General features: G+C 51.5%; 18 protein-coding genes. 7 read left to right on the top strand and 11 right to left on the bottom strand.

The features are described 5' to 3' along the window. Nucleotides 1-191 precede the first annotated feature (191 nt). Complete coding sequence (locus AC3ZPD_RS07250) at nt 192-584, bottom strand: winged helix-turn-helix transcriptional regulator (protein WP_490983608.1); 393 nt, start codon at nt 582-584, stop codon at nt 192-194. A 131-nt stretch (nt 585-715) separates the two neighbouring features. Between AC3ZPD_RS07250 and AC3ZPD_RS07245 the strand changes: the two genes are divergently transcribed. Beyond that, entirely contained in the window at nt 716-1750 is a 1035-nt protein-coding gene (locus AC3ZPD_RS07245; protein WP_490983607.1) for a zinc-binding alcohol dehydrogenase family protein, read from the top strand. A gap of 188 nt (nt 1751-1938) precedes the next feature. Here the strand turns inward: AC3ZPD_RS07245 and AC3ZPD_RS07240 are convergent, their stop codons facing one another. The 6 genes from AC3ZPD_RS07240 to AC3ZPD_RS07215 form a co-directional block, all read right to left on the bottom strand. After that, entirely contained in the window at nt 1939-2997 is a 1059-nt protein-coding gene (locus AC3ZPD_RS07240; RefSeq protein WP_490983606.1) for an LLM class flavin-dependent oxidoreductase, read from the bottom strand. A gap of 195 nt (nt 2998-3192) precedes the next feature. Then, nucleotides 3193-3378, bottom strand: a complete 186-nt coding sequence (locus AC3ZPD_RS07235) for a stalk domain-containing protein (protein ID WP_490983605.1) — start codon at nt 3376-3378, stop codon at nt 3193-3195. Between the two features lie 38 nt (nt 3379-3416). Continuing rightward, nucleotides 3417-3671, bottom strand: a complete 255-nt coding sequence (locus tag AC3ZPD_RS07230; protein ID WP_490983604.1) for a stalk domain-containing protein — start codon at nt 3669-3671, stop codon at nt 3417-3419. Nucleotides 3672-3830: 159 nt separating this feature from the next. Further along, the gene (locus tag AC3ZPD_RS07225) at nt 3831-4025 is read right to left on the bottom strand and encodes a hypothetical protein (RefSeq protein WP_490983603.1); all 195 of its coding nucleotides are present in this window, start codon (nt 4023-4025) and stop codon (nt 3831-3833) included. Further along, on the bottom strand, nt 4013-4204 hold the full coding sequence (locus AC3ZPD_RS07220; protein WP_490983602.1) for a MobA/MobL family protein: 192 nt from the start codon (nt 4202-4204) through the stop codon (nt 4013-4015). Before AC3ZPD_RS07220 ends, AC3ZPD_RS07225 begins: the two co-directional genes overlap by 13 nt. 530 nt (nt 4205-4734) lie before the next feature. Further along, the gene (locus AC3ZPD_RS07215) at nt 4735-5598 is read right to left on the bottom strand and encodes a hypothetical protein (protein ID WP_490983601.1); all 864 of its coding nucleotides are present in this window, start codon (nt 5596-5598) and stop codon (nt 4735-4737) included. A gap of 103 nt (nt 5599-5701) precedes the next feature. Here AC3ZPD_RS07215 and AC3ZPD_RS07210 point away from each other — a divergent pair, with 103 nt between their 5' ends. The 5 genes from AC3ZPD_RS07210 (at nt 5702) to AC3ZPD_RS07190 (ending at nt 9136) form a co-directional block, all read left to right on the top strand. Further along, nucleotides 5702-6010 (top strand): hypothetical protein, encoded by a 309-nt coding sequence (locus AC3ZPD_RS07210; RefSeq protein WP_490983600.1) that lies wholly within the window; start codon nt 5702-5704, stop codon nt 6008-6010. A gap of 220 nt (nt 6011-6230) precedes the next feature. Beyond that, the gene (locus tag AC3ZPD_RS07205) at nt 6231-6953 is read left to right on the top strand and encodes an S-layer homology domain-containing protein (protein ID WP_490983599.1); all 723 of its coding nucleotides are present in this window, start codon (nt 6231-6233) and stop codon (nt 6951-6953) included. Nucleotides 6954-7059: 106 nt separating this feature from the next. After that, complete coding sequence (locus AC3ZPD_RS07200) at nt 7060-7515, top strand: carboxymuconolactone decarboxylase family protein (RefSeq protein WP_490983598.1); 456 nt, start codon at nt 7060-7062, stop codon at nt 7513-7515. Between the two features lie 14 nt (nt 7516-7529). Next, nucleotides 7530-8588, top strand: a complete 1059-nt coding sequence (locus AC3ZPD_RS07195) for a sigma-70 family RNA polymerase sigma factor (RefSeq protein WP_490983597.1) — start codon at nt 7530-7532, stop codon at nt 8586-8588. A gap of 131 nt (nt 8589-8719) precedes the next feature. After that, nucleotides 8720-9136: a hypothetical protein gene (locus tag AC3ZPD_RS07190; RefSeq protein WP_490983596.1), complete on the top strand. Its 417-nt coding sequence runs from the start codon at nt 8720-8722 to the stop codon at nt 9134-9136. Nucleotides 9137-9232: 96 nt separating this feature from the next. On the opposite strand, the gene AC3ZPD_RS07185 is transcribed toward AC3ZPD_RS07190, so the two are convergent. Beyond that, a complete protein-coding gene (locus AC3ZPD_RS07185) occupies nt 9233-9526 on the bottom strand; it encodes a hypothetical protein (protein WP_490983595.1) in 294 nt (97 codons plus the stop codon). 197 nt (nt 9527-9723) lie between these two features. Here AC3ZPD_RS07185 and AC3ZPD_RS07180 point away from each other — a divergent pair, with 197 nt between their 5' ends. Continuing rightward, entirely contained in the window at nt 9724-10467 is a 744-nt protein-coding gene (locus AC3ZPD_RS07180) for an MBL fold metallo-hydrolase (RefSeq protein ID WP_490983594.1), read from the top strand. Nucleotides 10468-10601: 134 nt separating this feature from the next. Here AC3ZPD_RS07180 and AC3ZPD_RS07175 read toward each other — a convergent pair whose 3' ends face one another. From AC3ZPD_RS07175 to AC3ZPD_RS07165, 3 genes are read right to left on the bottom strand one after another with little or no spacing between them, the layout of a single operon-like run. After that, nucleotides 10602-11618 (bottom strand): potassium channel family protein, encoded by a 1017-nt coding sequence (locus AC3ZPD_RS07175; RefSeq protein WP_490983593.1) that lies wholly within the window; start codon nt 11616-11618, stop codon nt 10602-10604. 55 nt (nt 11619-11673) lie between these two features. Beyond that, nucleotides 11674-12066: a DUF350 domain-containing protein gene (locus AC3ZPD_RS07170; protein WP_490983592.1), complete on the bottom strand. Its 393-nt coding sequence runs from the start codon at nt 12064-12066 to the stop codon at nt 11674-11676. Next, entirely contained in the window at nt 12063-12797 is a 735-nt protein-coding gene (locus AC3ZPD_RS07165) for a signal peptide protein (protein WP_490983882.1), read from the bottom strand. Before AC3ZPD_RS07165 ends, AC3ZPD_RS07170 begins: the two co-directional genes overlap by 4 nt. Nucleotides 12798-12799 lie beyond the last annotated feature (2 nt).

Genomic DNA, 12799 nt, shown 5'->3' with positions numbered 1-12799 from the left:
AACAAAAAGTTAGTGGATATCTCTTTTTTCCCTATATATTGGATAACCTAGATAAGAACTGGGCATACCTGTGTGGACTGCTTTTTCCAAAAATAATAAAAAACCCTTACCCTCTCCTGACGGACAGCAAAAGGTTCGGATTTTATTGAAATTCCCTATTCTCTATTTATTGGGTTGCGGTTGCGCTTCGCTTAGGCCTCCACTTCCGATCCGGCTTCCGTCTCGGGGGTCCGGTTGGCCCCGACTTTATCCTTGTAGGTTTCCCCCCAGGACTTCATCGCGGTGATAATCGGCGAAAGCGTCATACCGAATTCGGTTAACAAATATTCCACCTTGGGCGGGACCTGCTGATAAACGATCCGTTCCACGATGCCGTCCCGCTCCAGCTCGCGGAGCTGCAAGGTCAGCATGCGCTGGGTGATCGCCGGGCAGATTCTGCGCAGCTCGTTAAACCGTTTCTTGCCGTCCAGCAGATGGTATAAAATAACGCCTTTCCATTTCCCGCCAATGACGTCAAGCGTATATTCAACCGGGCATCCTTCACCGCTCGGGCAATCCCCGTAGCCGCTTTTTCGGTTTCTCATGCTGATTAACCTCCCGTTTACAGTATACTTTATGTGCCTATACAACATAAATGTGTGTACTTGTTGCCGAGAACTATATCACATATATTGAGGTTACGACAATTCTTAATTCAGGAAAGGTGGAACAGAAAATGACAGAAACCATGAAAGCCGTTGGTTTGTATCGCTATTTACCGGCCGCCGACGAACAAAGCCTGCAGGATTTGCAGGTGGAGAAGCCGGTTCCCGCCGGACGGGACCTGCTCGTACGCGTGAAGGCCATATCCGTGAATCCCGTAGACGTTAAAGTGAGAGCTCCGAAAGCCCGGGTCGAAGATTCACCAAAAATCTTGGGCTGGGACGTTGCCGGGATCGTTGAGCAAACGGGCCCGGACACTACGCTCTTTAAAGCCGGAGACGAGGTTTATTACGCGGGGAGCCTGATCCGCCAGGGCGGAAACAGCGAGTTCCATCTCGTGGACGAACGAATCGTGGGGCGGAAGCCGAAAAATCTCGATTTCGCCTCGGCGGCAGCCCTTCCCTTGACCGCGATCACCGCTTGGGAAGGTTTGTTTGAACGTCTCTCCATTTCCAAAAACAAAGCGGACAACCACGGCAAAAAGCTGCTGATTATCGGGGCAGCGGGAGGTGTTGGGTCGATTGCGCTGCAGTTTGGCCGCGAAGCCGGTCTGACCGTCATTGGGACAGCCTCCCGTCCGGAAACGGAGCAGTGGGTCCGCGGCCATGGAGCCGACATCGTCATCAGCCACTATGAAGATTTCCGCACGCAGCTGGAGAAAGAGGGCATCCACGAAGTCGATTACATCTTCTGTCTGCACAGCACGGATAAACATTGGAAAGCGATGGAGTCCGTCATCAAACCGCTGGGCCGCATCTGCTCCATTGTTGAAACCGCTGAACCGCTCGATCTGACCCTCCTGAAAAATAAAAGCGTAACCTTCGCCTGGGAGTTCATGTTTACGCGTTCCAAATACGAAACGGAAGATATGATCGAACAGCATTTGCTGCTAAGCGAGCTGGCCGATTGGATCGAGCAGGGCCGCATTCAGTCCACGCTTACGGAAAAGATCTCCCCGATCAACGCGGCCAATCTGCGCAAGGCCCATCTCAAAGTCGAGGAAAACCGCATGATCGGCAAGCTGGTGCTGGAGAATTTTGAAGGATAAGCAAGCTCCAAATTCAGGGCTTAAAGCTCTGATAGACGCAAAAAACCATGGTTCCCGCCGAAGGCGGAGGCCATGGTTTTTTTCTTTTTCATAGCGGGCACGTTGCCACATGATCCTGTTTCTTATAACCGAAACGCTAGTCATGCAGACGGCGCGTCATCAGGCTTTCTCAACTACAAACGGCACCCTTATTTCGCTCCGCCTTCGGCTTCCCATTTGGCAATTTCTTCGCGGACACGCGGCGCCACTTCCTTGCCAAGCAGCTCGATCGACCGCATGACGTCGGCGTGAGGCATGGTGCCGACCGGCGTATGCAGCATAAAGCGGGTGATGCCGACGTGTTTGCGCAGATGGATGATCTTGTTCGCTACGGCTTCGGGACCTCCGACATATAAGGCTCCCTGGAAGCTGCGCGCCGCATCGAACGCCGAACGGTCGTAACGTCCCCATCCGCGTTCCCGGCCCAGCTTGGACATGGCCGCCTGCGTCGACGGGAAAAATTTATCCGCCGCAAGCTCCGTCTCTTCCGCTACAAAGCCGTGCGAGTGGGAAGCGACCGGAAGTTTGGATACGTCATGCCCGGCATGTGCCGCCGCCCGTTTATATAGATCCACCAAAGGCGCAAACTGCACCGGGCTGCCGCCGATAATGGCCAGCACTAACGGCAGGCCGAGCAGGCCCGCACGGACGACGGACTCCTGGTTGCCGCCGCTGCCGATCCAAACCGGAAGAGGCTCCTGAACCGGGCGCGGATAGACGCCCAGGTTATTGATGGCGGCACGATGACCGCCTTTCCAGGTGACTTTTTCCGAAGCCCGGATCTTGAGCAGCAGCTCCAGCTTCTCGTCGAACAGTTCGTCGTAATCGTTCAAATCATAACCGAACAGCGGAAAAGATTCGATAAACGAACCCCGGCCCGCCATAATTTCGGCACGTCCGTTCGAAATGCCGTCCAGGGCGGCAAAGTCCTGAAAGACGCGGACAGGATCGGCGGAAGACAAAACCGTAACCGCGCTGGTCAGGCGGATGCGCTTGGTTTGCGGCGCGGCCGCTGCCAGCACGATCGCCGGGTTGGATGCCGCGTAGTCCACGCGATGGTGCTCGCCGACCCCAAAAACGTCCAGGCCGACCTCATCGGCCAAAATGATTTCTTCCACCACTTCGCGCAAACGCTGCGCGTGGCTGATCACCTCGCCCGTCTTCGGGTCCGGCGTTGTTTCTACAAAAGTACTCAGTCCTATTTCCACGGAAAATTCCTCCCCAATCGTTCATAATGGTCTTCCTTCAGGTTTTACCTTCAGGTTACGGCTAGTCTCTCCTTGTTTATAACTAAATATTTGTTAGTAGATTACATATTTACACTACCTCTATTTTGCCTCTTTTTGTCCGATTTTGCAAGCAGCAAAGCAGGGAGTGTTTTTACCGGCAGAGGAATTTCCTGTTTAGACTACACGTCCGGTTTCCTTCAACAGAAGAAAAAGGTTCACTGCACCAAAATTGGGTATATATACTAACCCCCTTAGACCCACGGAATCCCATTCTACCGGCTGCCCCAAATTTTCCGAGATGAACCGCGGCGGCACATAGGTACGGCCGTTTTTTGCCACGGCTGCCGTATCCAGTTGCACGGCTGTCCCGTCTACGGTCGCCGTTTTGCTTCCGAGATTCAGGCCAATTTTTTATTGCCGGTGAACGTCACCTTTTTATTCGCGTAATCTACTTTTGCTTTCAGGGACTCCCCGATGCCCCGGAACGGCACCATCACGCGTCCGTTTGTTTCATAAGCTGCAACTCCGTCGAACTTCACCTGCCGGGCATTGATAAGCACCATTATGTCTGTTGTAGAAGCAACCTTGGCCGGGAGCGCAGCTGCCCCAAACATCAGGGCAGCTGCTGTCATAGATAACAAAACACGTTTCATACAATCACCTTTCAATCGTTAATGGATTTAAATATCGTTTGCTTTCGCCTGATGTTGTTTTAAAATAAGGGTTGGGCGTCCATTTACACATCTGCTTTTTCCTTGCTACGGGTGGGCATTGGGTAAACTGGCACGCCTTTTAATGTGCTTAAATACTCGTCAGTGCAGCTTTGCTCTAGCTCGTTCAAGTTTTTTTGACATGTGGTATTTCAGCATCAGCGGGTACAGTGTAGCTTGCTGAGATTCAAAAAAGGCTTGGGTATACTGTCCAGCATCAAAGGTGTTCATCACTTCTTCGATCTGTGACTCTACCGCGCGGATCTCTTCCTGCATGTTCAAGATCAGAAGACCCAACTCGGCATTCCTTCCGGAGCAAGAATCGCCATTTCCGGCTTGTCCTTGCGCGGATAATACCTGGTTTGGCCAGTTCGCTCATCAAAGAGGCGTTCACCGGAACGGTACGCCGCCATTCCAATAACAGATTTACCAGAGCTACGAGATACGATTTGCATTGCAAAATGGTAGATCGCCATCGAAGCATGACCTCCGTTGAATTACCAAAACGCGAATCGGCAGAATGCCATAATGCGTTTTGTCGCATCGACAGATGCGAAAGAATGCAGAGCGAAGCTTTGCCGCACACATTGCAAAGCAATGTACAAGTGAAGGTAAGTCAGAAGGAACGTAAAGAACGTACACGCCGTCTCATTTAGATCGGCGCGATTACCGAAAAGTATTTTCCCGAGTTCACGGAGATGGAGACGGAAGAGATCAGCGCAGTGTTGGGCGAAATACGGGAAGTATATCAGAATCAAAGGTAGAACAAGCTTGAAGGTTAATCGGGAGGTCTTCAGCGTTTAAGCCTTTTGGCTGCTAGTAAAGCTCACCAAGACGCTTGTAATTCAAACACCTGGTATACGGCCAGAAGGGAAAGATCATCCGAAATTATCCGGAAGATGAGCGGAAGTCATGAAAAGGCGGCCAGGTACGCGAAGAACAGCAAAAAGCTCCCAATTAAGGGAGCTCTTCAATCACAGTCTCATAAAAACTATCAATTTCTTAATTACCAAGTGAAATCCTGATTAGCGATATCTCTGCTACCAGTAGTAGGGGTGAAATTAACTGTAAGAGGACCCCATCCTAGAGAAACTCCAAACCCACCAACTGGGTTTTCTCTTGCTTGCATGTAATTAACGAGAACTCTTCTTTGAGAGGAGGAATTACCTTTCATTGTAAGAAATACTGAGCCTTTATATCTGGAAAGAATGCTGTTTGTGTTGGAGTTCATTCTCCATGCGGCTCCATACATACTATATCCATCAGATGCAGGGTTTCCGAGGTTTTCATAACCGGTAGAGCCCATGGTTGTCCATCCAAGGTAAGTACCAGTGATAGTGTTATATAGGTTGCTATACATTGACCCACCGTATTTACCAGATTCAATAGTCCAACCATCTGGGACGGCAATTGCAAACATATCTTTATTAACTCCTCCGGGGCCAACAGCAGGACCAGCTCCGCTAGTCAGCCATTCATATCCACCGTAAATTTGATATTCATACGCTGTAGATGTAGAGAAGGCAAGAACAGTAAATGTAAGATCGGAACGAGGAATAGCTTGTGTCGTAATAGAGCCTGCAGGAGGAATCTTGGTAAGTTTACCAGTGCTATCGTCGAGGTGGAATGCTGAAGATTCCTCATAAGCAAATTTAAAACCCTCATCAGAATTCTCTACAATGGTACGTTTTAGATCGACGTCAATTAAAGCAACTTTGTCTGCCGGCATTCCATGATCAAGTAGGATCTGGTCTACTTGATCATTTGTATAACTGGGTACGACTTCATCTGCAAAACTAGAAGAAGGTAATACAGCAACTAGTAAAGATAACACCAAACCAAAAATTGCCAACTTAGATTTTTTACTCATTTTAATTCCTCCTTTTTCCATATATATTAAAATTCTACAATAAAAGGAATAACCTTCTTTTTTTGAATAAAATATGGAATAATATTTATTGGAGGGGATTTGTATGATACGAAGAAGCTGGCGTCTTTATTTTCCACTGATTTTGATCTTTATGTTCAGTGCTTGTAGTACTACGCCCAGTATAACAAGCGCAGTCGTTACAGTAGTTGAAAAAAAATCACTGAATCAAAAATTTACGGTAGTAGTAGAGGGTCCTGAGAAAAACAATCAAGAGCCGGTTACTCTGACAGTCGATAATGAAAATACCTGGGAACTTATTGAAACGAACCGATTGTATACCGTAATCTACACATTAAACTCCAAAACGGAAGGAACTCTTAATCAGATAAAACCTGCAAAACCTGCAAGCTGAATAAAACCGAGATGGCCTCTGGATTCATCCGGAAGTCATCTACAGTAAAGACGGCCAGGTGAGCGAGATTGAAGAATGAACAGCAAAAAGAGGCTGTCCCAAAAGGGTGCATTCTGATGAGCCAGTCCCAAAATCGGAACGAAAAAACCTCCAAAACCATGCAAACGGAAACCCGCTCAACTCCGCTTCCTTTAAGGAACCGGTCGAGGTATCCATGCCCTTGGGAACCCTATCCCCAGGCAGTCTGAACGCTGAAACCATTAATCTCTATGAAATTAGGCCGCAGGGCAGCCCCGTCCAGCATATCGGCCGCTTGAAGGACGGAAAAATTACGGCGGAGGTTAACGGACCCGGCCGCTATCTGTTTATGGCTAAAGAGATTGCTTACGCGGATATGAGCGCATCAAATTATCCGTGGGCAAAACAGGCTGTCGAGGTCTTGTCCTCCAAAGATATCGTTACGGGCACGGGCGCAAACCGTTTTGCACCCGCAAAAGAGGTGACGCGGGCCGAATTTGTTGCCTTGCTGCTAAGAACGCTGGGGTTGGCGGAGGAGACAAGCGCCGGACAAACGGCGTTTACCGACGTAAAGGCTGGAAGCTGGTATGAACATGCCGTTCAAACCGCTGTTTCAAAAGGCATTGTCAGCGGGTATGCCGATCATACCTTCGCCCCGAACCGGATCATTACCCGGTCGGAGATGGCCGTTATTTTATCCAGATCCCTGAAATGGCTAGGGAACGCCGGAGCGGCAAACGGACAAGCCGTCCAGTATGCCGATCAAACGGAAATCCAGCCCTGGTCTCGAGAAGCCGTGGAGCAGGTCACCCGGCTCGGCTTGATGCAGGGCAGCAGCAATAACCGCTTTAACGGCGGCCAATCGGCAACAAGGGCGGAAGCCGCCGTCGTCGTATACCGAATGTTCAGGGACTTCGCCTTCTAAGCCCTGGCTAAAAACTTTCGGCCATTCTTGTCACAAATCAACCTGCCCATTTGTCTCCTTAATATAGACCAATTTTATTGGATAACTACTTACGGAGGCGAACAAAATGAGTTTAAGATTTAATCACATGAAAGCTAATGCCGGGGTATATCAAGCGATGGCGGAGCTGGAAAAATTCACTTCAGGCCGTGCGGCAGACAAAGTACTGTACGAGTTGATCAAAATCCGGGTATCTCAAATCAACGGCTGCTCCTTCTGTCTGGATATGCATACTAAAGATTTATTGAAGCTGGGCGATTATCACGATAAAATTTTGCTGATCGCTTTATGGCGCGAAGTGCCGGGATTGTTCAGCGAGAAGGAATGTGCCGTGCTGGAATTGGCCGAAGCCGTGACCTTGATCGCCAAAGACGGCGTACCCGATGAATTGTATGCCCGGGTCAGAGCCCATTTTAGCGAAGAGGAATATATGGATTTGATTATGGCGATGAATACGATAAACAGCTGGAACCGGATTGCGATCTCGACGGGCATGTATCCTGGCTGTTTCCAGACGAACTAAAGGGAGGTCATTTCTTGGCAAGCAAAAATGAGCAAACGTTGTCCGGGGACTTCTTCTTCGATCAAGGAAAGGAAACGAATAAGGCGGCCGGCAGCCTGGAGGAATGGTATCACAGCTACCGCAGGTATGCCTTGTCCATCGCTTACCGCATGCTCGGTTCAATGGCGGACGCCGAAGATGTCGTTCAGGACTGCTTTGTGGAATTGCAGCGGAAGCCGGGGAATGAAGTCCGGAATGCCAAGTCTTATATCGCTAAAATGACCGTAAACCGGTGCCTGAACCTGCTGGGCTCGGCAAGCAGGACACGCGAAACCTATGTAGGGGAATGGTTGCCCGAGCCCGTGCCCGGGCTGGGTCCCGTTCAAGCTGTTCATGGCGGTCCTGCAGGGGTGCTTGCGGCAGACAGGGAGCGTTCCGGGCTTTTCCAGGGAAACGGCCCGGCGGCTCCCGAGGACGCCCTGGAGCGTAAAGACATGATTTCTTACGCTTTTCTGGTGGTGCTGGAACAGCTGAATCCGCTTGAGCGCGCGGTATTTGTCCTGCGTGAGGGATTTGGGTACGACTACAAGGAAATCGCCGGCATGCTGGGCAAAACGGAAAGCAACTGCCGGCAGCTGTACAGCCGGTCCCGCCGCACCTTGGCGGCAGACGGCCCTTATACCGAGGAGAATTACACCCTCCCCGGAGAGGAAAATGCCAGCCGGCGCCAGCTGCTGGAGCGGTTTACGGAGGCTTTTCTCGCGTATGACGCGCAAGCCTTGCTGGAGCTTCTTGCCGAGCAGCCGGAATTCATATCCGACGGCGGCGGTTTCGTGCATACCGTACTTCGCCCGATGAAGGGCCTCAAAGGCGTGCTCGCCATCCTGACGTCTCCGCGCATTTTGACGAGCCTGCGGGAGGCCGAATCCTCCCTCCTGGTCCTGAACGGCGAACTGCAAGTCGTCTTCCGCGACAAGGATACAGGCAAAATCAGCGCGATATTATGCCCCGTACTCGGCAAAGACGGCAAGGTTCAAAACCTGTACTTGATTGTCAATCCGCATAAACTCAAATCGGTCTCCACCTTATTTTGAAGGACGAATTGTTAATTCGGCTTGATATTTCATCGTAATTAAAGAACTTCCGTTTGTCGTCAACGGGAAATGAATAATGGTCCGCCTGCCTACATATCGTGGTAGTAAATTCCAGGAAGGCTGTGATGATCATGAGTTTTCAATTGCCGGGTTACCCGCAGCGGCCGATATACCAGGCAGATGGACCTTTCGTCCAGCAGGTAAGGGGCGTCAGGAATCATCTGCATCATTTATGTAACCAGCACCGGAACCAATGGGTCCGAATCGAAACCCTGGACGGCGAGGTGTATGCCGGAAGGATCGTCGGGTGTGAACGCGGGCTGCTGCAGCTGGCAGTTCGGCAGCAGCCGTACGGTCCGCCGCATCCGGGGGCACCGGGGATCCCCGGAATGCCTGGGGTGCCAGGAATTCCCGGAACCCCGGGAACGCCGGGAATACCAGGAGTACCTGGGATACCGGGTGCGCCGCGCTCTTTTTTCGGCTATAACGATACGATTCTTACCCTTGTGCTTTATGAATTGCTGGTCATCACGCTGTTATCTACGTAAGCGCGCTAAAAACGGGGATATCCCACAAGGTCGGAAAGCGACCTGAGGGACATCCCCGTTTTGATTGGAAGCAGCCGCCGATCCCGCGCCACCCGGCTAAAGGAGTGTAATGCCGCAGACAAGATGCACGACGGCACCGATAGAGGAGCCTATTACCATCCCGCGTTCTCTCTTCCCCACAGCAATGGCGGCATCCATGATTTGAACGAAGGCAGCGGTGAAGAGCACCCAAGCGGCGGCCGGCCCTCCAGGCCAATACGGCAAAATCCCGGCGGCCAGCCCGAACGGAATGGAACGCGCCGCGTACATCCGCATATAAAATAGTTCTCCGCGTTCAATCCCGCCAGGACCCGAACCGGAGAAACCCCCCGGCCGGATCAGGGCTATCACCGCAGCCCCCGCTGACGCAAGGGAGGCCAGGAGATTCAGAAATAAAAGGACAGATTCATAGGCTCAGGACTAACGTCGCGATCAGGAACTGGGAATGGCCGGCCTACAGCGCCCTTGTTCCGCCCTTTGGCGAAACCCGCTTTTATGTTACTATTCGGGATAGGACAGGATTTTACCATTCTAAGGAGGATTTATTCATGGGACTGCAGCTGCAGATGCTGGGGACGGGCAACGCTTTTGCCAAAAAAAATTATAATAATAACGCCCTGCTGCTGGGCGACGATTTTACGCTGATGATTGACTGCGGGATTACCGCACCCGCCTCGCTTTATCAGCTTGGCAAACATTTCGGCGACATCGACGCCTGCCTTATAACCCATATTCATGGCGACCACGTGGGCGGACTTGAGGAATTTGGCTTCCAAAGCAAATTTATTTATCAAAGACGCCCCGTTCTATATATCGCTGAAACGTTGATTCAGCCGCTCTGGGAAAACACGCTGAAAGGCGCCATGGGCGAAGAAGGCGCGGACAGCCTGGAGGCTTTTTTCGACGTCCGCCCTTTGAAGGAAGGACAAACCTACGAGCTGTTTAAAGGCCTCACCGTCGAAATTTTCCGCACGCCGCATATGCCTGGCAAAAACAGCTATTCCCTGCTGCTAAACGGCGATGTCTTTTACAGCGCCGACATGACCTTTCAGCCGGAGCTGGTAAAAAAGCTGGTGAACGAGCGGGGCGTCCGGCGGATCTTCCACGAATGCCAGCTGACCGGCAAAGGCGAGGTCCATACCACGCTGGATGAGCTTAAGTCCCTGCCTGAGCCGATTAAAGCGATGACTTCGTTGATGCATTACGGGGACAATTTCGCGGAGTTCGAAGGCAAGACGGACGGAATGCCCCTTTTAAAGCAGCATGAGATTTATGACCTTTACGAGGACTAGTAAACTAAGTTCTGGTCTCCGTCCTGCTGACGACTCTTTTGTTCGGCTTGGGCCTCGGATACCACTGAACAGACCATTTTACAAAAAAAGGCTGACCCCGGGCATCACACCCGGAGCAGCCTTTTTTCGCACGCCTATTTCCCTGCCAGCCTCCGGAACGTCTCCCCGTCCGAAACGACGTAAAGCTTGGCTTCTACCGGAATCGGTTCTCCCAGCTTGCGGTTGATGCCAAGGTCGTTCCGATCGGCCAGAAGGGTTGCCCCCTGCTGCAGGAGGGCCATAAAGGCGTCGCCGTAGGTTTTCCATCCAGGCTGGACCGGAACCTCATAAATGTCGTCGCCGTAACGCCGGCTGAGCAGCTGCTGGATGATGTCCGAATTGCTTTCCTGCAGCGCGGAGCGAACCGCCAGCCTGGAGATGGCGTCATGGGACAATACAAACTCGTTGACCTGCGCATGCCGGAAATTTTGGATGTTTTTCTCCTGGGTAATTTCCACCGTCGTATGTACATGACTGGCCAAACGTTCGATGCTGGAAACGATGAGCAGTGATTTCCCGTCGATCAGCGAGGTTTCTTCAATCTTGGAATCGGCAAAAACAATAGCCGCGCGGCACTCCCCGATATTCGCCTGCTCCAAAACCTCGTCGGAGGCGGGATCCCCGCTTACAAAGTGGACCTGGTGCAGATGCTCCATCGGATGGCGGTCGGATTCATCGATGATAACGATGCGGGCATCGGGGGAATAAGCCAAAATTTCCTCCACCGCCGCCCGGGCTTTTTTACTCCAATTAATGATGATAATATGGTTGTCTCCGCGGAACGTCAAAGTCCCCGCCCCTCTCTGCCGCTGAAGGCTTGCAATCGAATCGATGACCTTGCCGATGACCAAGCTGAGCAGTCCGATCCCGAACACGTACAGGAAAATCGTGAACACTTTCCCCGCGGGCGTCTTGGCAAAATAATCGCCATACCCGACCGTGGCCATCGTGGTCAATACCCAATAAAGCGCATTAAACCAGTTCCCGAAGGTCGCAGGCTCCAGCGAAAAAGCAATGGTAGCGCTCAGCACAACAAAACCGACTACCACCAGCGCAATAGAAGTTTTGCGGATCTGGCCCATTTTGGTAATGACTTTAAGCAAGAAGAGCAATTGTCAGCACCTTCCCCTTCCTATTAACCTGGGTTTCACTCCTCCCCAAGCTGGCTTAAATAATCAGGCTGCTAACCGCAAAAGCCGTACCGATAAACACCATACACAGCAGCGCTCCTACCGCTATGTTGCCCTGCTTTAAATGATCGCTGATCTTAAAGCCCGGCGTCACCAGTTCAAAGATCCAATAAGAAGCCACCAGACAGACATAACCGACGGCAAACCATAACATCATATGCCAGATGGACGTATTGGTATAAGCCGCAATGCCGAGGATGATCGCCGTGCCCAGAAACTTGCCTCCAAAGGCCAGCGCTACCGCCGTATTGCCTTTTCTCAGCTCCTCCATATCCTTGAAAGGCGTCATCAGGCTGAAAATGAACATGCCCAGCAGCTGCAGAGCAATCATGACAATAACACTCACTATGATATTAACGACAATCGTCAATTGGCCCACCCCCGGAATTTTGCATATGCCAGATCATAATCGGCAAAATCGTGTACTTCCTCCAGCTTGACGGAGACATTTTTCTCCTTCTCCATCTTCTTGTAACGCGCATCGTCGATCGGCTGCTTCACCCGGTTGCCCGAAGGCAGCTCAATAACGGCAAAGTTCCGCGTTTTGCCCTTATAAGAGGTTTTATATACCCCGATCAGCTTGACGTCCGTGGTGACGGACACCTTGAGCTGTTCCAAATCTTTTTTTGCCGAAGCCTCATCTTTATAAGTTTTGAGCGAACTCCAGGTGGACAGACGGATGTCGTTTTTATTGTTTTCGTCGGTCGTCAGCTCGGCGTCCATGAATTGCAGCACCCAAACCTTGTCGCCCGTGGCGTAGTTTTCGTCGTTCGGCAGCAGCTCGTTATCCGGCAAAATCGTCATATCGCTGCCCACCAGGTCCCCGACGGTCGTCTCCTGAACCCGGTAATCCCAAGGGACCCGCGACGTTTCCGAAGTCGTTTCCACTCCGCCCGAACCGGGGCTCGAGCCCGTGTCTGATACCGCTGCATTCGACGTGCCGTTTTGCGTGGAAAACACGCTTTCCGTATCCGAAGAGCAGGCGCTTAAAGCCGCAGCCATAAGTCCGGCGGTCAAAAGCAGGCCGAGTCGCTTCACCACAGACCGTTTGGCAGCGCTTGGCGTTTGCGGGACCTCTTCCTTTGTTTTTGTTTCGGTCATCA

It is taken from the genome of Paenibacillus mobilis, from assembly GCF_058267595.1.
The sequence above is the reverse complement of the archived record's forward strand: the minus strand, read 5'-3'. Positions and strand labels throughout refer to the sequence as shown.